The sequence below is a fragment of the Affinirhizobium straminoryzae genome (assembly GCF_007004135.1).
Classification (GTDB): Bacteria; Pseudomonadota; Alphaproteobacteria; order Rhizobiales; family Rhizobiaceae; genus Neorhizobium; species Neorhizobium straminoryzae.
Map to the genome: position 1 here is coordinate 1 of NZ_VJMG01000027.1, position 20453 is coordinate 20453.

The following is a 20453-nucleotide window of genomic DNA, read 5'->3' on the forward strand; positions in this document are numbered from 1 at the left end:
TGATCGGCGCGCCGATCACCACACCCAGCGCATAGGCACTGATCACGTGGCCGGCCTGCGGAATGCTGACATCATAGGTTGCGGCCACGTTGGGCAGCAGGCCCATGATGGCGAATTCCCCGGTGCCGATGCCGAAACCGCCGACGGCAAGTGCCAGTTCGATCAGGACAATGGAAAGGGGCGTCAGGCGGTCCGTCTGCTCGATATGGCAGTCGGATGCGAGGGTGGCGGGGGCATCTGTCATGGCGTTCGCAAAGAGAGGCCGTCTGCCGGGGCGGGCATGGGCCTTTGAGTTTTGGGAGGAGATCATTTCGGTGGATCGATAGTAAGGCTACCATAGTATTTTGCGTTGCGGGAGAGGCTAAATGCACTGCCGCGAAATAATCATGATCGGGGATCAGCATGATGGTGCTTGCCGGGCTTGAGGCAAGCAACCATTTGAAGGCCTGCGTCGTTGTCACGCGCACCTGTCTCTGGATTCCGGACCCCATGAACCTTATTGCCATTTTCAACCGCGATGGCGGCACCTTCAAGACGACGGACATGGCGGCCTATTGTCATCGTGCCGAACAGGTCTTTCGTCAGGCAGGCCATGAGATCGAATGCCGCGTGGTCGCGGGCGATGACGTGGTCGAGGCGATGGAGAACGTAGCGGCGACCAGAGGTGTCGAGGGTCTGATTGCCGGCGGCGGCGACGGCACCATTTCGGCAGCCGCGTCCATTGCCTGGAAAAGCGGCCTTGTGCTCGGCATCGTGCCGGCCGGCACCATGAACCTGTTTGCGCGATCGCTGAAACTGCCGCTCGATATCTGGCAGGTTCTGGAGGTTCTGGCGAAGGCCGAGGTGGAGGCGGCCGACATCGCCAGCGCCAATGGTCGCCCCTTCATCCATCAGTTCTCGGCCGGCCTGCATGCGCGCATGGTGCGCTATCGCAACCGCATGAGCTATGCCTCGCGCCTCGGCAAGATCCGGGCGAATGTCCGGGCAGCTTTCGGCGTGATGCTCGATCCGCCGGTCTTCGAGGTCGAATTCGCGGCACATGACCGCAGGGACTATCGCCGGGTATCCGCCATTTCGGTCTCCAACAACGAGTTCGGCAATGACGCGCTGATGTATGCGGACAGCGTCAATGGCGGCCATCTGGGCTTCTATGTCGCCGATGCGCTGACGCCGGCCGGGGTTGCGGCGCTGACCATCGACATCCTTCGCGGTCGGCTGAAGGACAATCAGGCCGTCAGCGCCATGAAGGTGACGGAAGTGGACCTGCATTTCCCGAAGGCCCGGCGCGATATCCGCTGCGTGATGGATGGAGAGCTTCTACCGATGGATCGCGACGTCGCACTCAAGGTGCATGCCGGCGAGCTGAAGGTGCTGGTGCCGGCCGCGCCACGCCCGGTGAACGCCGTGCGGGCTGCGGAAGGAACGGCCGGAAACCCCGTAACCCTCTGAGCCGGTTCAGATCCGTGGCAGGTAGGTCTGGTAGTCGAAGCTCGACACCGTGCGCAGGTAGGTGATGGCTTCCTTGCGCTTGGTGTCGCCATAGATGCGCTGGTAGTCGGCGCCGAAGATGTCGCGGATGAAGGCCGAGGCGCGGAAGCGGTCGACGGCTGTCAGGAAATCATGGGTGAGGATGTCCGGACTGTCCGGTGCGCTTGTGGGGGAGGTGGCCGGGCCCGGATCGAGCGTCTCGTCGAGCCCGAGCAGCATGCCGCCGAGGATCGCCGCGAGCAGCAGGTGCGGATTGGCGTCGGCGCCGGCCACGCGGTGCTCGATGCGGGAGCCCGGTCCGTTGCTGTCGGGGATGCGTACCGCCGTGCCGCGATGGCCAAAACCCCAGTCGATCTTGTCGGGCGCGAACGATCCCGGCTGGAAGCGGCGATAGGAGTTGGCGAAGGGGGCAAAGATCAACTGCGCCTCCTGCATGGTCTTCAGCATGCCCGCGGTGACGGATTTCAGCCGGAGCGGATCGCCGCCCTTTGCATCGAGAACATTGTTGCCGTCGCGGTCGAGGATGCTGGCATGCACATGCAGGCCGGAGCCGGCCTGGTCGCCATAGGGTTTGGCCATGCAGGTGGCTTTGAGCCCATGCCGGCGGGCGGCAAAATCCACGACGCGCTTCAGATAGATGCAGTCGTCGGCGGCGGCCATGGCGTTGGGCTTGTGCAGGAGGTTGACCTCGAACTGGCCGGGGCCGAATTCCGCCGTCGTGGCGTCTGCCGGCAGGCCCATGTCGTCGCAGTAGCGGCGTACCGTATCGAGATAGTCTTCCATCGCGGCGGTCGCCCGCATGTCGTAGAGCTGAAACCCTTCCACCTCGCCATTCATCACCAGCGCCTTCGGCGGCATGGGCCGGCCCGTACTGCGGAAGTCCGGTTCGATGACGTAGAATTCCAGTTCCGTCGCCACCACCGGAGTGAGTCCACGCGCCTCGTAACGTTTCAGAACGCGCGCCAGAATGGCGCGCGGGCAGATATAATGGGGTTCGCCAGCCAGCGTGTGCATGGTCGCCATCACCTGTTTCGAGCCCTTCGGCCCCCAGGGCAGCGTGGTCAGCGAGGTCCTGTCCGGCACGCAGATGCCGTCGGGATCGCCGAGCGTCAGCGAAATGCCGGTGATGTCGTCATTGTCATCGCCCCAGATATCCAGCGACTGGGTGGAGGAGGGCAGGCGCACGGTGTTTTTCCACACCTTCTCCTCGGCGCCGAGGGGAATCATCTTGCCGCGCAGGTCGCCGTTCATGCCCACCAGCAGCACCTCGATCCGCGGTGCCGTTGCCGTTTCGCCGCCTGCCTGCCCGGCCGAATGTTGCGTCATGAAAACCCGTCCTGCTGGGGCCGGCCTGCGCCGTCCGCGGCTGCTTGCCAAACCTGTTCCCGTTGGTCCATGTTCGTAACCGATCGGTGATCGCCTTACAATCAGTCAGGGCGACGCGCGGATCGCTCGCTTTATGTCCATGCGGAGGAAAATTCGTGAACCCGTTGACGTCCCAGTCTAATCTCGGCGCCATCGATGCAGCCCACCACCTGCATCCCTTCTCCGACATGAAGCAGCTGAACGAGAAGGGCACCCGCATCATCGCCCGCGGCGAAGGCGTCTATATCTTCGATGCGCAGGGCAGGAGATATCTCGATGGTTTCGCCGGTCTCTGGTGCGTCAACATTGGCTACGGGCGAAAGGAGATTGCTGAGGCGGTGCAGCGGCAGATGAACGAGCTGCCCTATTACAATACCTTCTTCGGCACCACGACGCCGCCGACCACGCTTCTGGCGCAGAAGATCACCGCGCATACCGGCGGCCGGCTGAACCATGCCTTCTTCACCAATTCCGGCTCTGAGGCGACCGACACCTGGTTCCGCATGGCGCGCGTCTACTGGAAGGCGCTCGGTCATCCCACCAAGACGCATGTGATCGCGCGGCGCAACGGCTATCACGGCTCCACGGTCGCCGGTGCCTCGCTCGGCGGCATGAAGCACATGCACGAGCAGGGCAACCTGCCGATCGAGGGTATTTCCCATATCGGCCAGCCCTACTGGTATGCCGAGGGCGGCGACCTGACACCGGATGCGTTCGGCCGGAAGATGGCGCGCGAACTGGAGGCGAAGATCGATGAACTCGGCGAAGAGAATGTCGCGGCCTTCGTTGCCGAACCGATACAGGGTGCAGGCGGGGTCATCGTCCCACCGGCGACCTACTGGCCGGAGATCGCCCGCATCTGCAAGGCGCGCAACATCCTGCTGGTTGCCGACGAGGTGATCTGCGGCTTCGGTCGCCTCGGCACCTGGTTCGGCCACCAGCATTTCGGCTTCGAGCCGGATCTCGCGCCCGTCGCCAAGGGCCTGTCCTCCGGTTATCTGCCGATCGGCGCGGTGCTGGTCAGCGACCGCGTGGCGAAGGTGATGATCGAGGAGGCGGGTGACTTCAACCACGGCTACACCTATTCCGGCCATCCGGTCTGCGCGGCCGCCGCCTTGGAAAACCTGCGTATCATCGAGGAGGAGGGGCTGGTGGACCGTGTTCGCACCGATATCGGTCCCTATTTCGCGGCCGCCCTGAAAAGCCTCGAGGACCATCCGGTGGTCGGGCAGGTGGATACGGTCGGCCTGATTGCAGGCGTGCAGCTGGCTGCCGACAAGGGAACACGCCGTCGCTTCGCCAAGCCGGATGATGCCGGCATGAACGTGCGCAATCACTGCCTGGAGAATGGTCTCGTCATGCGCGCAACCGGAGACCGCATGCTGGCCTCGCCGGCGCTGATCATCAGCCGCTCAGAGGTGGACCAGATGGTCGAGACGCTGCGCAAGGGGCTCGACCATCTGCGCGATACGATGACAGAATGAGCGAAGGCGGCGAGGGCTTCGTCGCCTCATCCAGGTATCAGCGCTGCGCCTGCGGCGCCGCATCCAGCCAGGCATAGCCGAAGCGCATCGACTGGCCGTTTCGCGCGAACTTGTAGGGCACGCTGATCCACTGAACCGCAAGCGTTTCCGGCGGGATGTTGTCGTCGCGAAGCAGCGTGGTCAAAAGATCGGGCATCGCTGTTTCGCCGGCATTGGCGGGCCATACCAGCAGTCCCGGGCCCTGCTTTCTGACAGTATCGAGCGGCACCGGCTGCACGAAGCCCGGCAGCAGGGCGGGTACGCTCGGCAGGTTCAGCCGCGCATTGCCGGCCAGCATCTGGTCACTGCTGACGATGTAGGCCGGCCGTTCGCCACGCGCATCAATCAGCTGGTCGAGCAGGGCGCGATAGGGCACGTGTTCCTTGCCGTACTGACCGATGAACGGGCCGAGAATGATGCTGATGGCGAGATAGACGATGAAGGCGGTGACGATGCCGATGACCGGCGGCGCCATGCGGGCCACGCTTTGTCGGCTGTCGACACCGGCAGCGGCGAGCTTCAATGTCAGATAGAGTGGCAGGAGCAGAAGGAAGGGCGACAGCCATTTTTCGCGGATGCTGGAAGCGCCGAAGCCGATGCCGATCAGGGCGACGATCACCACGCAGGCGATGATCATGCGGCCGGTGATCCGCGTCCATCGACTTTCGGCGCGCATCGCGGCCCCGATGCTGCGGAAGAAAACGGCGGCAAACAGGATCAGCACCGCGACGGTGCCCTCGATGGTGGAGATCAGGATCGAGGTGAGGCCCCGGATGGTATCCTTGGCGGCATCGCCGGAGGAGCCGACGCGCATGGCATCCACCGTACCGCTGGTGGCGGCATCCAGATGCGAGAGAACCCAGAGAAAATTCGGCAATGCAATGGCGGCTGCGACGGCCGCGCAGGGCAGGATGCGCCAGTCGAACAGACGCTTGCGCAGGTCCGGCTCCGGCAGCACGGCGAGGGCCGCCGCAACCGGAATGATGACGAAATTGTATTTGGTGATCACGCCGATGCCGATCACCACGCCCAGCAGAAGATAGCTTGGCACGCTCGGGCTTTTCAGCGTGCGGAAGAACAGACAGAGGAAGAGCGAGACAAGACAGAGCGTGGCCACCGCATGCGTCAGATCGCGCTGGGCCAGCACCGTGACGGACGGGACGGCGAGAACGCCGAGCATCGCCACCAGCGACAGGCGCCGGTCATCGATCACCATGCGCGCTGCCAGCCAATAGAACAGACAGCACAGAAACAGCAACGTGTTCTTCAGGAGCGAGATCGTCGCGACCGAAATGCCGAACAGCTCGAAGGTGCCGATCTGCAGCCAGTTGTAGAAGGGTGGCTGGCGACCATACCCAAGCAGAAGGAACTGCGCCTGGAAGACCTGCTCGGCCTCGTCATTCTGCAGGCTGTCGGACCGGATGACGCGCAGCAGCACCGACAGGACGAAATAGCCGAGGATCAGCCAGACCACGATATGCGGCCGGCGGATGAGGAGGTTATGAATTCGATTGCTCACCGCTGTACACTTCTCTGACAATATAGTTCACGGAACTTTCGTCCCGGTAATAGGTGCGTGCCAGCATTTCGGCGAGGATGCCGGTCGTGATCAGCTGCACGGCGGAGAGAAACAGCATCACGCCGATGAGGAAGAGCGGGCGCGTGCCGATGTCATTGCCGAGAATGAACTTGTCAACGAACAGATAGGCGAGGATCAGGCCCGAGAAGGCGCCAAGGCCAAGGCCCAGCGAGCCGAAGAAATGGCCAGGGCGTGCCCTGAAGCGCATGAAGAACATCACCGACAGAAGATCGAGGATGACGCGGAAGGTGCGCGAGATGCCGTATTTGGAAACCCCGTGCTGGCGGGCATGGTGGGTGACCGGCATTTCGCCGATCCGCGAACTCGGGACGACACCTGCCACCCAGGCCGGGATGAAGCGGTGCATCTCGCCCATCAGCTTGACCTGCTTGATGACGGAGGCGCGATAGATCTTCAGGCTGCAGCCGTAATCGTGCAGGCGCACGCCGGTGATGCGGCCGATCAGCCGGTTGGCGATCCAGGACGGCACCTTGCGCAGGAGAAGCCCGTCCTGGCGATTCTTGCGCCAGCCAACCAGCAGGTCGAGCTCGCGCCGTTCCAGTTCCGCGACCATGGCAGGAATGTCACGCGGGTCGTTCTGCAGATCGCCGTCCAGTGTCGCGATCAGACGGCCGCGGGCCTGCGTGATGCCAGCCTGCATCGCAGCCGTCTGGCCGAAATTGCGCTGCATTGCGACGATATTGAGGTCGAGGCCGCTCTTGCCGATGGACATGCGGGCCTTTGACAGCGTGGCGTCCGTACTTCCATCATCGACCAGGATCAGTTCCCAGCGCTTTTCATAGCCGGCCATGGCCTCCTCGATCCGCGCGATCAGAGGTCCGACGCTTTCCTCCTCGTTGAAGACGGGGACGACCAGCGACAATTCCATGGGTACGGTCTCCGGCACGCCTTCGACCGGTTTGACGACTGACTGCACCTTCACAACTCCTGCCTCGGCATCCCTGTCTTGCCTGATGCCGGTTTCAAACGCGCACGCGAAGGCTTCTCGCGCGGCCAATCCGTGGCCTCTGTTATAGCAAGACGCCGCGGCTTGCCAGCGACAAGCGGCGGCCTGCAGGGAACGCGGCCAATCACGGGCGCACTCTGTTGCACGGGATGCTCACGTGCCGGCCATTTCCGTCGGCAGGCCTCAGTCCGCCGTCATTGCGCCTCGGGGCGCACGATCACGTAGCGGAAGGCTTCGGCCAGCCGGTCACGAAAACCGGTATAGGGTGCGAGGAAGGTTTCGACCGCAAAGCGGGAGGCATCGAGGCCCTTTTCCTTTGCCAGCCATTCCTGCAGGTCTTCGGGCACCGTTTCGCTGCCACGCCAGACCAGCAGGATCGGATGCTCGGCGCGCCAGGTAAAGGGCAGGCGCAGATGGCTGAAATCGGTGGCAATGACGGAGCTTCCGGGAAATTCCATCTCGAGATTGCCGGCAGTCTGCCAGTTGACGGTGACGATCAATCCCGCCGTCTTGATGCCTGTCTGACGTCTGAAGGCCTCGCCGAACGCATCGAACGGTTCGACATAGTCGGCATTGGTGTTGAAACGGCCCACCCCATAGGTCGTTGGCACGATCAGCGTCATGATGATGAGCGCGGCGGGGAGCACGCGCCTCAGCGCCGCCCTGCCGTCCAGATCGGCCGCCTTCAGCTTCAGGCACAGCAGCAGCGGCACCATCTGCATCAGTGGCAGCAGCCAGCGGTCACGGAAATTGGTGAAGGTCAGGGCGAGCACCACCAGGACGAGAAGCAACAGGACGGCGCCGAGGAGAACGAGAAAGAAGTCCGACCAGGCGTTGCGCGCCCTCAGGGCCCGCAGAAGCGGACGGCCGAAGCCCGCCAGCAGAAGCACAAGGCCAGGCGCGGCAATCACCGCCGTGTTGATCAGCAGGCTTGCGGTGCCGGACAGGATTTCCACGCCGCGGCTGATCTTCTCGGCATTTTCCGCCATGCGTTCCGCCGTCACGCTGGAAGCCACGTCCAGGTGGTTGAAAAGCCACAGCAGGTGCGGTGTCAGGATGGCAAGTGCCACGGCGGCTGTCAGCATGATCCGTCGGTCGAACAGCCTCTGCCGGCCGACAGGCAGCAGCAGGACAGCGAGAAACAGGGCTGCCACCAGGATTGCGAAATTGTACTTCGTCAGCATGCCGAAGCCGATGGCCGCGCCAAGGAACAGGTAGGCCGTGAGGTTCGGGCGGCGAATGGTGTGAACGGTGGCAATCATCAGCAGATTGACGAGCAGCATCATCGCGGTCGTATGTGTCAGATCCCGCTGTGCCTGCCAGAACACCTGTGGTGTCAGGAACAGCGCGAGGCAGCCCAGCGCCGCAAAAGCCCTGTCACGCAGCACCATGCAGCCGAGCGCGTAATAGCTGGCCATGACCGCAAACAGCACGATGCCCTTGAGGGCAGCAAGGCCGAGCAGATAGTCTCCCGTGACCGCGAAGACGGCATATTGCAGCCAGTTGTAGAGCGGCGGCTGCGCATCATAGCCCGGCAGCAGCCACTGGGCGAGAAACACCTGCTGCGCCTCATCGATGCGCAGGCCATGCGGAATAAGCAGTCTCACGCCGACCTGTGCCAGATAGTAGACGGCAAAGACGATCAGCAGGCGTTCCGGCCGGCGGGCCAGCGTGTCGGCGAATTCTGCAAGCCGTGCGAGAAGACGGGTGGGGTGCGGTGGTGCTGGCCGTTCGTCCATCGCCCGGGTGTGGTGTGCGACCGGTTCCTCGCGAAAAGGCGAGGGATCAGCGTCGCGGATATCGATACCGTTGTCCATCGCCTGCTTTCCAAAGCCTTCAGGCGGCGACAGAGGCTGAAACGGCATCATGCCAGATCTGTCACGCCACGCATCATGCACGGTCTCCGGGCCACCAGATGGCAAAGCCGGACGGAACTGTGCTACAGGTCCGGCCCAGGAGAAATCGAGCACAACGACTATATGACTTCCCCCCGATTTGCCAGAGAATCACGCTGGGTTGTGCGCCATCGCATGGCGCTTGTTACTGCGGGTGTCATTCTTGCCTATGCAGCCTTTCTCGAGTGGAGCATCGGCTGGTCCGTGCTCGGTGCACGTTTCGCTGACATTGGCTTTCTGCCGCTCGCGATCGCCCTTGCGGCGCTGACGATGACCTATGTCATCCGCTGCTGGCGCATTCACGACTATTTTCCGAACGAGACGCGCGGCCAGTTCGCACGGCTGCTCAGGGTCACGCTGGTGCACAACCTGCTCAACGTGATGCTGCCCATGCGCACGGGCGAAACCAGTTTTCCGCTTCTGATGCGCACGGAATTCGGCATGCCGCTCGCCCGCGGCACGGCGGCGCTCCTGGTGATGCGGGCGCTGGACCTGCATGCGCTGCTCGCCGCCGCCGGCGTCGGGCTGGTGATGGAGCGGGGCTGGGCGGCGTGGGCCATTGTGCTGTGGCTGCTGTTTGTCGCGCTGCCCTTCCTCGCCTTTGCCGCAAAGGAGCCGGTGATGCGCCACCTTGCCGGCCGCGTTCCGGCAAAGCTCGCCCGACTGCTGGACGAGGTGATGCTTGGCCTGCCGGTAAACCATCCGGCATTTCTGCGTGCCTTTGCCGCGACGCTGATTAACTGGGGCATCAAGGTGGTGGTGCTGGCCTGGGCGCTGGCGGTGATGGGGGTCTTCCCGGTTGCCGCGGCCTTTGGCGGTGCGCTGGGGGGCGAACTCTCCTCGGTGCTGCCCATTCACGCGCCCGGCGGTGTCGGCACCTATCCGGCCGGCATCGTGGCGGGCGCTGCGTCCTTCGGCGCCGATGTCTCGACGAATGCAATGGTAAAGCTGGCGGCGGCGGCGGTGAACGCCCACCTGCTGATCCTGATGTCGGCCTTCACCGGCGCCGGTCTCTCGCTGTTCCTCTCGCCGAACCGGAAGCCGTAAGGCTTCCGACCGGCCGGATGGCTCACTGGAACGCGGTTTCGTAGAAGCTGCGCAGCTTGCGCGAATGCAGCGTTTCCGTCGGCATGGCTGCCAGCTTCTGCACGGCGCGGATGCCGATCTTCAGATGCTGGCGCACCTGCGTGCGATAGAATTCCGTCGCCATGCCCGGCAGCTTCAATTCGCCATGCAGCGGCTTGTCCGACACGCAGAGCAGGGTGCCGTAGGGCACGCGAAAGCGGAAACCGTTGGCGGCAATCGTCGCCGATTCCATGTCGAGCGCGATGGCGCGCGCCTGCGACAGCCGCTTGACCGGCCCGCGCTGGTCGCGCAGTTCCCAGTTGCGGTTGTCGATCGTGGCGACCGTGCCCGTGCGCATGATGCGCTTCAGCTCGAAACCCTCAAGACCGGTAATCTCTTCCACTGCATCTTCCAGCGCTTTCTGCACCTCGGCCAGCGCCGGGATCGGCACCCAGACCGGCAGGTCGTCATCCAGCACGTGATCTTCGCGCATATAGGCATGGGCGAGGACGTAATCGCCCAGCCGCTGGCTGTTGCGCAGGCCGGCGCAGTGGCCGACCATCAGCCAGGCATGCGGGCGCAGCACCGCGATGTGGTCCGTGATCGTCTTGGCGTTCGAGGGGCCGACGCCGATGTTGACGAGCGTGATGCCGGCATGGCCCTTCTTCTTCAGGTGATAGGCGGGCATCTGCGGCAGCCGTGCCACCTGTTCCGGCGAGCGTTCGGCACCGGCCGGCGTGATGATGTTGCCGGGCTCGACGAAGGCTGTATAGCCTTCCCCACCATTCGCCATCAGTTCGCGCGCCCAGGCGGCGAACTCGTCGATGTAGAACTGGTAGTTGGTGAAGAGCACGAAGTTCTGGAAATGATCGGCGCTCGTTGCCGTGTAGTGGCTGAGCCGCGCCAGCGAGTAATCGATGCGCTGGGCCGTGAAGGGGGCCAGCGGCGCCGGTTCGCCCGGCACCTGATCATATTCGCCATTGGCGATCAGGTCGTCTGTGATGTTGAGGTCCGGCGTGTCGAACAGATCACGCAACGGCATGTCCGACAGCACCGTCGAGGCGGAGGCTTCCACATGGGCACCTTCGCCGAAGGCAAAATGCAGCGGGATCGGCGTCGTCGATTCGGACACTATGACCGGAACCCGGTGATTGCGCATCAGAAGCCCGAGCTGTTCCTTGAGGTAATGTCTGAACAGGGTCGGGCGGGTGATGGTGGTCGTGTAGACGCCCGGCGCGGTGACATGGCCGTAGGAGAGGCGCGAATCGATATGGCCGAAGCTCGTGGTCTCGATGCTCACCTGCGGATAGCAGGCGCGGTAGCGTCCGCTGACCGCAGCCCCCTTCGCCAGGTCCTCGAACCGGCTGATCAGGAAGGCTGTGTTGCGTTCGTAAAGAGCAGTCAGCGCATCCACCGCCTTGACCGGATCGTCAAAACTCTGCGGTGCAAAGGGCTCAGGGCTGATGCAGGCGGAATGGGTGGGGGAATGGATTCGTTTGCTCATGGCGCATCATAATGCGCTCTTCTTAACAAGCCAATTACGGGCCTCGGCCTGCGGCAAAACTTTTCCGCCGGGGCCGTGTTCCCGAGCAATGCTCAGCGATAGCGCGGCAGCATTTCCAGGTGCACTGTCAGGTCTGTGTCCTTGTTGACCTCACGCGCCAAAAGGCCGAAGGCGCCGGCAAACAGCGCGATCAACAGGGTCATCAGGGCAAAGCGGCGGGCAAGATAAGGCATGAACATGTCCCCCTCGAATTGCATGCAGAGTGAAGACACATGGCTTAACCGGCGCTGATCCCCCCATTCATCCGGCATTCATCTGTCGTGGATGGTCCCGCAGCGCCCTGCCTGCCGCTGCCATCTTGTCAGCGATGCAAATGGGGCCGGACTGGCGCGCGGTATGCCCGCGTTTTCATGAGGCAGGGCGCGCCGTGTAGACCGTCTGTCCGCGCCCGCCCCATCGACATCCCACCAGAGGTTAGAGGCGGCTCCAGGTCTGACTCTTGCAGAAGATGCTCAGCACGCAGCCCTTCATCTTCAGCGAATTGCCGGTCACGGTGCCGGAGCCGCTATAGGTCTTGTCGTTTTCCGGATCGGTGATCTCGCCGTCATAGGTTCCGGCCTGGCCGCTCATCTTGCCAATCTGGCGCCCGGCATATTTTCCGGTCTTCAGCGTCACGCAGAAGGCGGGACCGCATTTGGCAATGGCTGCCGTCTCACCGCTTGCGGTCTTCCAGTTGCCCTCGATGGGTTCCGCTGCCAGCGCAAATCCCGTCGAGCCTATCAGCAGTCCGGCAATCAGCACGATCCTGATCGTCATTCCTTACTCCTCCATCCGAGCCGGCATCCGTCCTTGCCCTTTCCGCTCCCCCGGAACGGGTGGAATGCCCTGCCGGAATCTAGCTTACGCGCACGTAAAGGTAAACATGATTTGCATGCATCGGCTGCCATCCCGGAACGTCTTCCGCCGTCACCTTTTTTCGTCGCGGACCGGAATCGACATGCGAAACAGGGTGAATGAAGGGTGAAGACACCATGGTGAACGAAAGCTGAAGGGATCGCGAAAATCCTTAATTTCCGGGCCCTCCCATGCTTAACGAAATATGCGGTTTACGACCCGTTTAGACTTTGTTTTCAGCAAATTAAGCATGCATTTTAGGCGAATTTTGAAGTCGCGGCGGCATAGTGGAGCCATCGAACGAGCAGGGAAAACCTGCCGGCCGGACGGCTCGCGAAACACCGCTTGAAGATGGTGCGGATCGCCCGGTGCCCCCCGAGGGCCGATGAAAACAGGGAATACCAAAACAGGCTCCGAACAGGGATCTTCTCGATGGCACGCTTTGACATGAACAGTTCCGAAACGGCCGACATGGGCGGCAAGGCCCATGCAGAGGTCTTCTGCGACATGGGCCTGAAATATGCCACTGGCCGCGGCTGCCCGGTCGATCTGGTGGCGGCGCACACCTGGCTCAACATCGCCGCCATTCGTGGCTGCGATCGTGCGGCGGAACTGAGAGCCGATCTGTCGAAGTCGATGACCAAGATGCAACTGGCCGAAGCGCTGCGCGCCGCCCGTGAGTGGATGACCACCCACTGATCCGGCATCGCATGCATTGAAAAAAGCCGCGCCCGGTCTTCTGCCCGGCGCGGCTTTTTCGCATCGTGATCGGCGATGTGCCGTGATCAGGCGAGGCGTTTCAGAACCTGCGGCAGGGCTTCTTCCAGCAAAGCCATATCCTCCGGCCGACCGGCGCTGATGCGGATGCAGCGGTTGAGCGGCGCGACCCCCGGCATGCGGATGAACACGCCATGTTCCATCAGCCCGTCGACGATGGCGCGGGCATAGGTTCCGTCCCGGCCGCAATCCACGGCGACGAAATTGGTGGCGGATGGCAGAGCCGCAAGGCCGTTTGCCGCGGCAATCGCGGCGATCTTCTCGCGCGACCGGCCGATCGCCGCAATGGCCTCGGCGAGGTAGGCCTGATCCTTGAGGGCTGCCAGCGCTGCCGCTACGCTCACCCGCGCCATGCCGAAATGATGGCGGATCTTGTCGAAGGCTTTTGCATTGCCTTCTGCCGCAATGACATAGCCGACGCGGGCGCCGGCCAGGCCATAGGCCTTGGAAAAGGTGCGGGTCCGCATCACGTTCGGCAGATCGAGAAGGGCGTCGACCGGCGGCGTGGTGCGGGCTGGTGCCGTTTCGCAATAGGCCTCGTCCAGAATGAGCAGACAGCTGGCAGGCAGCGCCCGGGCAAAGGCGACGACGCTGTCGGCATCCCACCAGCTGCCCATCGGATTGTCCGGATTGGCGAAATAGACGAGCGGCGCATTGTCCCGCCGCACGAGATCCAGCAAGCCGTCGAGATCCTCCCGGTCGTTGACGTAAGGCGTGGTGACAAGGCGCCCGCCATGGCCGACCACATGGAAATTGAAGGTGGGATAGGCGCCGAGCGAGGTGACGACGGGCGTGCCCGGTTCAATGACCATGCGGGCGATGTGGCCGAGCAGCGAATCGATTCCCTCGCCGATCGCGAGATTCTCGGGCCGGCAGCCAAGATGGGCTGCGAGCGCCTGCTTCAGCTCGAAATTTTCGGGATCGGCATATTTCCAGGTGTCGGCCGCAGCGTCCGCGATGGCACGGATCACCGAGGGCGCAGGACCGAAGCCGCTTTCATTGGCGCCGATGCGCGCCTTCACGGCAAGGCCGCGATTGCGCTCGATGGCTTCCGGCCCGACAAAGGGCACGGTGGCGGGCAACTGGTCGAGAAGAGGGGTGAAACGGGAAAACATCGTCATGCGGTCTTGTCCGGCGCAAAGAAAGTCCGCCTACCATAGGGGGCTTTGTCGACCGCGCAAGGCCGGTTGGGCGCCTTGCCGTTGGTGCCGGATGAACCGGTGAGCCGCCCGCATAAAAGGGCGGGCGGTCCACCCTGCTGCACCGCTGCGCCTCAGTGGCTGGTTTCAAAACTCAGCCGGATGACGTGATGCAGGAAATCCGCGTCGATCAGCATATTGAAGCCGACGGTGACCTTTTCCTTCTGGCGGCGGATCAGCGTGCAGCCGATTTCGTCGCGCACGCCGAGGATTTCCAGGAAAAAGTGATTCGGGACCGGAAGGTGGGGGCTGACTTCCAGTTCCGCCCCGTAGAGCGACATGCGGCGAACCAGGCAACGCATCTGGTTCTTGGTGCTGAGATGGTGGCCGACGAAGATGATCTTGCCCGGCCGGTCGATCTCGAATTTTTCGAACACCTCATCATGAGGGATGTTGGCTTTCGTCTCTCTCACAATGTTCAAGGGCATCGAACCCTCCTGTGGATGCTACACCCTTATTCTGACCTTATAGATATGACGCTTCCTGAAGCCGGACGATAAAATGCAAGCGTTCACCGCGATTTTGTCGCATGTCGGGAGCGTGGCGGGGATGCTGTTGACCCGATCAGTCCGCGGCGTTACCCACGGACCGGAGAAGAGCGCCGTGGAAGCGCTCTGTTGCGGGCCTGATGGAAAGCCGCGGACTGGACGAGGGAGTGGCAGGAGTGTCGGACAATATCGTGATCATTGGTGGCGGTCAGGCTGCCTTCGCGCTCTCGGCCAAGCTGCGGGCGCTGAAGGACGAGCGACCGATCACTCTGGTCAGCGCCGAAGCCGTGCCGCCCTATCAGCGGCCGCCACTCTCAAAGAAGTATCTGCTGGGCGAGATGGAGTTTTCCCGGCTGCTGCTGCGTCCCGAGGCCTGGTACCACGAAAACGGTGTTGATCTGCGGCTTGCCACCTTTGCCGAGGAGATCGACCGTGCGGCCTGCACTGTGCGCCTGCAGGACGGAACTCTTCTATCTTATGGCACGCTGGTGCTGGCGACCGGGGCCACGCCCCGCACCCTGCCGGCAGCGCTCGGCGGCGATCTCGCTGGCGTCCACGTGATGCGCGACAAGCGCGATGCCGATCATCTCTCCGGCGCATTGCTGTCGGGGCGGCGTGTTCTCATCATCGGCGGCGGCTATATCGGCCTGGAAGCGGCGGCGGTCGCACGCCACCGGGGGCTCGAGGTCACCCTCATCGAGATGGTCGACCGCATCCTGAAGCGGGTGGCGGCGCCGGAAACGGCCGATATCCTGCGCGGGGTGCACGCAAGGCATGGGGTCACCATCCGCGAATCGACCGGTCTGGCCCGCCTGATCGGCCGCGACGGCCATGTCTGCGGTGCCGAGCTGTCCGATGGCAGCATGCTTGATGTCGATCTCGTCATCGTCGGCATCGGCGTCACTGCCAATGACCAGCTGGCCAAGGCTGCCGGTCTTGATGTCGCGAATGGCGTGATCGTGGATGCCTACGGTCGTACCTCCGATCCGGCGATCTATGCGGTCGGCGACTGCACGGAGCTGCCCTACGGGGAAGGGCGGGTGCGACTCGAATCGGTACAGAATGCGGTGGACCAGGCCGAATCGGCCGCGCTTGCGATTCGCGGCGAACCGGTTGCCTACGTGCCCAGGCCCTGGTTCTGGTCGGACCAGTATGACGTGAAGCTGCAGATCGCCGGCCTCAATCAGGGCTATGACGAGACACTGGTGCGGCCGGGCGCCCGGGACGGCGCGGCCTCGGTCTGGTATTTCAGGGCCGGACGCTTCATCGCCGTCGATGCCGTCAACGATGCCAAGGCCTATGTGACCGGCAAGAAGCTGCTCGATCTCGGACGCACGCCGGAGCGGGCGATTCTGGCTGATCCCGCCGCCGACCTGAAGGTGCTTCTGGCCTGATATGCCGGGGGCAATGCCCGCGATGGCGGGCATTTCGGTTCTTTTCACGGAGAAATGCGGGAAAGCGTGCAAAATTCCTTGCAATCGTCGTCTGTCCGCAATAATCACCACCGCACCGGAGAGGTGGCCGAGTGGTCGAAGGCGCTCCCCTGCTAAGGGAGTATACGTCAAAAGCGTATCGAGGGTTCGAATCCCTTCCTCTCCGCCACTCCCCAGAAATAATCTTAACGTTCATTAGTATTTCAGTGGATGCTGCGGAGTGTGCGCAAGTCACGATGGAATCGTTTCGGCGTCGCTATACTGATTCCGTTGCTGCGCCGACCTTTCCTGCATGGCGTGTAAGTTTCCCGTTCTCCCTGCACTTCTTAACCAAAGGTAAAAATCCGGGAGGCCGGTCATTGCGTCTGTGCTGTTTGTGCAACAGGGGGGTGGGGAAGCGGGTGTATCGGAACGAAACCGATCCAGTTCACGATTGCATGAACGAAGCGCTCTAGTATGTTCACCATCAGAAGCGAGGCGGTGGATCGTCTGTCTTCTAAGAACCGACGGGGATGGGGCAGGGAATGCTGTCCTTCAGCCAAAAAACCCAGACCCTTACGAAACTTGACTGGAGGTCATTATGAACATCAAGAGCCTTCTTCTCGGCTCCGCTGCTGCCCTCGCAGCAGTATCCGGCGCTCACGCTGCCGACGCTATCGTTGCCGCTGAGCCGGAACCGATGGAATACGTTCGCGTTTGCGACGCTTTCGGCGCTGGTTATTTCTACATCCCGGGTTCTGAAACCTGCCTGAAGATCAGCGGCTACGTCCGTTTTCAGGTTGACGTCAGCGAACTCCAGAACGACTCCGACAACGTTTCTGGTACGGCTGGCAACTGGAATGCCAAGACCCGTGGTCTCGTAAGCTTCGCAACGAAGTCTGACACGGAACTCGGCGCTCTCGGCAGCACCATCACGATCCGCGCTTGGGGCGACAACTCCAGCGGTTCGTCGCTCGAACTCGACGAAGCTTTCCTGACCCTCGGCGGCTTCCGCGCTGGTTACGGCTACAACTACTGGGATAACGGCATCGTTGGCGAAACCGACTCGCTCGGCTCCAATCGCATCAACCAGATCGGCTACGAAGCAACCTTCGGCGCCATCAAGGCTGGCCTGTTTGTTGACGAGCTGACCAACACCACGCTCAACAACAACGACACCTGGGGCGTTGAAGGCCAGGTCTCCGGCGCATTTGGTCCGGTCAAGGCCTACCTGCTTGGCGGCTACGATGTCGACAAGGATGAAGGCGCGATCCGCGGTATCCTGTCTGCCGCTGTCGGCCCGGGCACGCTCGAAGGCGCAGTTGTTTACTCCTCTGGCGTAAACGCTTACTACAAGGACGCTGAGTGGGCATTTGCTGCCGCTTACGAAGCCAAGATCAACGACAAGATCAAGGTTACCCCCGGCTTCCAGTACTGGGACAAGCTCGGCTTCGTCGACGGCGCAAACGGCTGGAAGGCCGGCGTTGCTGTAGACTACGCCATCACCAAGGGCTTTGCTGCCAAGGTTTCGGCTCAGTACACGGACCGCGACGACAAGAACAACGGCGACGGCTACTGGGCTGGTTACTTCCGCCTGCAGCGCTCGTTCTAATTCGATCTAGATCGAATGGGAGAAAGCCCGGCTTTGCCGGGCTTTTTTCGTTTGGCGACAGGCTGGGCGTTTCCAGCTTCTTTCCCGTCCCGTCCTGTCCCGTCGCTGATCGCCGCGTAACCGGACGCGTCCGCCGTCGACAGCTCGTCGTCTGAGGTCCGTTCCGTACCGCCTACATGTTGTCGTTCGACCTTGCTGTGTGCGCGAAGCGGCGGACTGTCCCCTGTGCCGGCGTGGCACGATGCCGGGCGGCCGGTTTGCGATTCGCGTTGTCCCGTCCGTTCGGCCGCAGAAGGAAACGATTCGGCCGCTTCGGCGTAAGCCGGTGGGGGTGCTTCGGCGACTCGTTCCGACCGAGGCGAAAGATCCTGCCCGATTTTTGCCATCAACATTGCTGCAATGTTTCTGGAAAATGCAGGCTTTCTAAGTGCTTGGCTAAAAAAACGGCACCGGTGCGCTCCATTTGGCCCGCCGCTGCGGCGTATGTCACGAAAGCGCAACAGTGCCGGGGTAGAGAGTTTGCTGGAACCGAAATCCGGGCGTTTTTAATTTTCTCTGCGGGCAAAACGGTGGTTTAGTTTGGACAACTCAGGCGGCAATAGTGTCTGAGGTGTCCCAAATCAGTCCCGAGGAAAAAACATGAACATGAGAGCTATCGTACTGAGCTCTGTTGCAGCGCTTTCTTTCGGCGCAGCAGCCCACGCAGCTGACGCCATCGTTGCTGCTGAACCGGAGCCGATGGAATATGTCCGCGTTTGCGATGCATTCGGCGCCGGTTATTTCTACATCCCGGGTTCTGAAACCTGCCTGAAGATTTCCGGTTACGTCCGCTTCCAGGTTGACGCCAGCGAACTCCAGAATGATGCCAACAACGTTTCTGGTACGGCTGGTAACTGGAATGCCAAGACCCGCGGTCTCGTGACCTTCGACACCAAGTCCGACACGGAATACGGCGCTCTCGGCAGCACCATCACCGTTCGCGCCTGGGGTGACTCGTCGTCCTCCGGCAACCTCGAAATCGACGAAGCCTTCCTGACCCTCGGCGGCTTCCGCGCTGGTTACGGCTACAACTACTGGGATACCGATATTGCCGGCGAAACCGACGACCTCGGTTCCAACCGCATCAACCAGATCGGTTACGAGCACACCTTCGGCGCCATCAAGGCCGGCCTGTTCGTTGACGAGCTGACCAACACGACCGCGACCAACAACGACACCTGGGGTGTTGAAGGCCAGGTCTCGGCTGCTATCGGTTCGATCAACGCTGCCCTGCTCGGCGGTTACGACGTTGACGCCAGCGAAGGCGCTGTTCGTCTGATCGTCACGGCTCCGGTTGGCCCGGGCACCCTGAACCTCGCCGGCATCTACTCCTCCGGCAACAACGCCTACTACGGCGCTGGCGAATGGACGGTTGCCACCTCCTACGAGCTGAAGGTCACCGACAAGTTCTCCGTTACCCCGGGCTTCCAGTATTGGGACAAGCTCGGCTGGGTCAGCGGCCAGAACGGCTGGAAGGCTGGCGCAACGCTCGATTACGCCATCACCAAGGGCTTTGCTGCCAAGGTTTCCGCTCAGTACACCGACCGCGACGACCAGAACAACGGCGACGGCTACTGGTCTGGCTTCTTCCGCCTGCAGCGCTCGTTCTAATCCGAACGAACTCTCTCTCGAAGGCCCGGCATTGCCGGGCCTTTTTGCGTTGGGGCCTTTTTGCGTTGGGGCTTTTTTGCGCGACTGTCCCTTTGGTCAAGCATGCGTCGCGCTGGCAAGAAACGCGCCGAGCGGTGCGGCGATCTCCGGGCGGTGAAGAAGAGGCGCGTGTCCCTGTCCGGGCGCGACAACCGCTTGCAGTGAAGGGCGTCGCGCGGCCATCGCAGCCACCGTGTCGGCGGTCAGCAGCCGTGAATGCTCGCCGCGAATCACCAGCATCGGAATGTCCGGAAACTGGTCGAACTGCGCCCAGAGCGCGGGCAGGGGGGGCGTCAGATCGGCAGCGGCAAAGGCCGTAGCGATGGCCGGATCGCAGTCGGCCACAATGCCGTTCTCATCCTGCGTGTAGATCGCTTCTGCCATTTCCGCCCAATCCGTCTCGCTGAGGCACGGGAAGGCTGCGCCATGCACCCGCTTCAGGTCCTCCCTGGCATCCATCCAGGTTGCGAGACGACGCGGCGCCCTGAGATAGTCCTGGATCTGGCGCAGGCCCTCGATGCCGAGTTCCGGCCCGATGTCGTTGAACACGATGGCTGCCAGCCGTTCGGGTGCGAGGGCGGCGAGAACGTGCAAAATCAGTCCGCCGCGCGAGGTGCCGATGAACAGCGCGCGGTCGATCGCGAGATGGTCGAGCACGGCCATCACGTCCTGCGCTTCCGTTGCCACGGTATAGCTCGCCTTGTCGATGGCCCGGCCGGAGGAACCGCGTCCGCGATAATCGATGCAAACGACAGACCTCGGCCGCTTTGGATCGGTGATGATCCGCTTCGCCAGCGGATGGAAGTCGCGCGCGTTGCGGGTGAGGCCCGGCAGGCAGATGACCGGCAGCGTGTTTGGCGATGCTGCAGCCTCTGCCGCCGGAGCGTAGATTCGATAGCCAAGCTGCGTCCCATCGGTCGCGGCGATGTGGTATTGGGTGTGGTCTGCCATGGGCTTCCTCCTTGTCCGGGAGGAAGCCTATCGCAAGGCAGCCGG

At 62.5% G+C, this 20453-nt stretch carries 17 protein-coding genes, 1 tRNA gene and 1 pseudogene; 8 read left to right on the top strand and 11 right to left on the bottom strand.

Features of this window, described 5'->3' with window-relative positions; translation table 11 throughout:
* A pseudogene (locus FNA46_RS11070) lies at positions 1-244 on the bottom strand (hypothetical protein); the annotation flags it as partial.
* Between the two features lie 245 nt (positions 245-489).
* Between FNA46_RS11070 and FNA46_RS11075 the strand changes: the two are divergent.
* Positions 490-1449 (top strand): diacylglycerol/lipid kinase family protein, encoded by a 960-nt coding sequence (locus tag FNA46_RS11075; RefSeq protein WP_143125305.1) that lies wholly within the window; start codon positions 490-492, stop codon positions 1447-1449.
* A 6-nt stretch (positions 1450-1455) separates the two neighbouring features.
* Here FNA46_RS11075 and FNA46_RS11080 read toward each other — a convergent pair whose 3' ends face one another.
* On the bottom strand, positions 1456-2814 hold the full coding sequence (locus tag FNA46_RS11080; RefSeq protein ID WP_143125261.1) for a glutamine synthetase family protein: 1359 nt from the start codon (positions 2812-2814) through the stop codon (positions 1456-1458).
* Between the two features lie 155 nt (positions 2815-2969).
* On the opposite strand from FNA46_RS11080, the gene FNA46_RS11085 reads away from it, so the two are divergent.
* Complete coding sequence (locus FNA46_RS11085) at positions 2970-4337, top strand: aspartate aminotransferase family protein (protein ID WP_143125262.1); 1368 nt, start codon at positions 2970-2972, stop codon at positions 4335-4337.
* Positions 4338-4374: 37 nt separating this feature from the next.
* Here FNA46_RS11085 and FNA46_RS11090 read toward each other — a convergent pair whose 3' ends face one another.
* The 3 genes from FNA46_RS11090 to FNA46_RS11100 form a co-directional block, all read right to left on the bottom strand.
* Positions 4375-5895, bottom strand: coding sequence for an ArnT family glycosyltransferase (locus FNA46_RS11090; protein WP_185969805.1), 1521 nt, complete (start codon positions 5893-5895; stop codon positions 4375-4377).
* Positions 5876-6892, bottom strand: coding sequence for a glycosyltransferase family 2 protein (locus FNA46_RS11095; protein WP_185969806.1), 1017 nt, complete (start codon positions 6890-6892; stop codon positions 5876-5878). Before FNA46_RS11095 ends, FNA46_RS11090 begins: the two co-directional genes overlap by 20 nt.
* Before the next feature lie 224 nt (positions 6893-7116).
* Entirely contained in the window at positions 7117-8739 is a 1623-nt protein-coding gene (locus FNA46_RS11100) for a glycosyltransferase family 39 protein (RefSeq protein ID WP_185969807.1), read from the bottom strand.
* A 162-nt stretch (positions 8740-8901) separates the two neighbouring features.
* On the opposite strand from FNA46_RS11100, the gene FNA46_RS11105 reads away from it, so the two are divergent.
* Positions 8902-9864: a lysylphosphatidylglycerol synthase domain-containing protein gene (locus FNA46_RS11105; protein ID WP_143125265.1), complete on the top strand. Its 963-nt coding sequence runs from the start codon at positions 8902-8904 to the stop codon at positions 9862-9864.
* A gap of 22 nt (positions 9865-9886) precedes the next feature.
* On the opposite strand, the gene amn is transcribed toward FNA46_RS11105, so the two are convergent.
* The 3 genes from amn to FNA46_RS11115 form a co-directional block, all read right to left on the bottom strand.
* On the bottom strand, positions 9887-11386 hold the full coding sequence (amn, locus tag FNA46_RS11110) for an AMP nucleosidase (RefSeq protein ID WP_143125266.1): 1500 nt from the start codon (positions 11384-11386) through the stop codon (positions 9887-9889).
* A 92-nt stretch (positions 11387-11478) separates the two neighbouring features.
* The gene (locus FNA46_RS26005) at positions 11479-11619 is read right to left on the bottom strand and encodes a hypothetical protein (protein ID WP_185969808.1); all 141 of its coding nucleotides are present in this window, start codon (positions 11617-11619) and stop codon (positions 11479-11481) included.
* Positions 11620-11860: 241 nt separating this feature from the next.
* A complete protein-coding gene (locus FNA46_RS11115; protein ID WP_143125267.1) occupies positions 11861-12202 on the bottom strand; it encodes a DUF2147 domain-containing protein in 342 nt (113 codons plus the stop codon).
* A gap of 510 nt (positions 12203-12712) precedes the next feature.
* On the opposite strand from FNA46_RS11115, the gene FNA46_RS11120 reads away from it, so the two are divergent.
* On the top strand, positions 12713-12979 hold the full coding sequence (locus FNA46_RS11120) for a sel1 repeat family protein (RefSeq protein WP_143125268.1): 267 nt from the start codon (positions 12713-12715) through the stop codon (positions 12977-12979).
* A gap of 86 nt (positions 12980-13065) precedes the next feature.
* Here the strand turns inward: FNA46_RS11120 and FNA46_RS11125 are convergent, their stop codons facing one another.
* Both FNA46_RS11125 and FNA46_RS11130 read right to left on the bottom strand, forming a co-directional pair.
* Complete coding sequence (locus FNA46_RS11125; protein ID WP_143125269.1) at positions 13066-14178, bottom strand: pyridoxal phosphate-dependent aminotransferase; 1113 nt, start codon at positions 14176-14178, stop codon at positions 13066-13068.
* Between the two features lie 152 nt (positions 14179-14330).
* Positions 14331-14684 carry a hypothetical protein gene (locus tag FNA46_RS11130; RefSeq protein WP_143125270.1) on the bottom strand — a complete coding sequence of 118 codons (354 nt, stop codon included), beginning with the start codon at positions 14682-14684 and terminating at the stop codon, positions 14331-14333.
* A gap of 200 nt (positions 14685-14884) precedes the next feature.
* Here FNA46_RS11130 and FNA46_RS11135 point away from each other — a divergent pair, with 200 nt between their 5' ends.
* From FNA46_RS11135 to FNA46_RS11150, 4 genes are all read left to right on the top strand, one after another.
* Positions 14885-16138: an NAD(P)/FAD-dependent oxidoreductase gene (locus tag FNA46_RS11135; RefSeq protein WP_185969809.1), complete on the top strand. Its 1254-nt coding sequence runs from the start codon at positions 14885-14887 to the stop codon at positions 16136-16138.
* A gap of 117 nt (positions 16139-16255) precedes the next feature.
* Positions 16256-16346 (top strand) — tRNA-Ser (locus FNA46_RS11140).
* 411 nt (positions 16347-16757) lie between these two features.
* Positions 16758-17768: a porin gene (locus tag FNA46_RS11145; protein WP_143125272.1), complete on the top strand. Its 1011-nt coding sequence runs from the start codon at positions 16758-16760 to the stop codon at positions 17766-17768.
* A gap of 639 nt (positions 17769-18407) precedes the next feature.
* Positions 18408-19418, top strand: a complete 1011-nt coding sequence (locus FNA46_RS11150) for a porin (protein ID WP_143125273.1) — start codon at positions 18408-18410, stop codon at positions 19416-19418.
* Between the two features lie 96 nt (positions 19419-19514).
* Here the strand turns inward: FNA46_RS11150 and FNA46_RS11155 are convergent, their stop codons facing one another.
* The gene (locus FNA46_RS11155; RefSeq protein WP_143125274.1) at positions 19515-20408 is read right to left on the bottom strand and encodes an alpha/beta fold hydrolase; all 894 of its coding nucleotides are present in this window, start codon (positions 20406-20408) and stop codon (positions 19515-19517) included.
* Positions 20409-20453 lie beyond the last annotated feature (45 nt).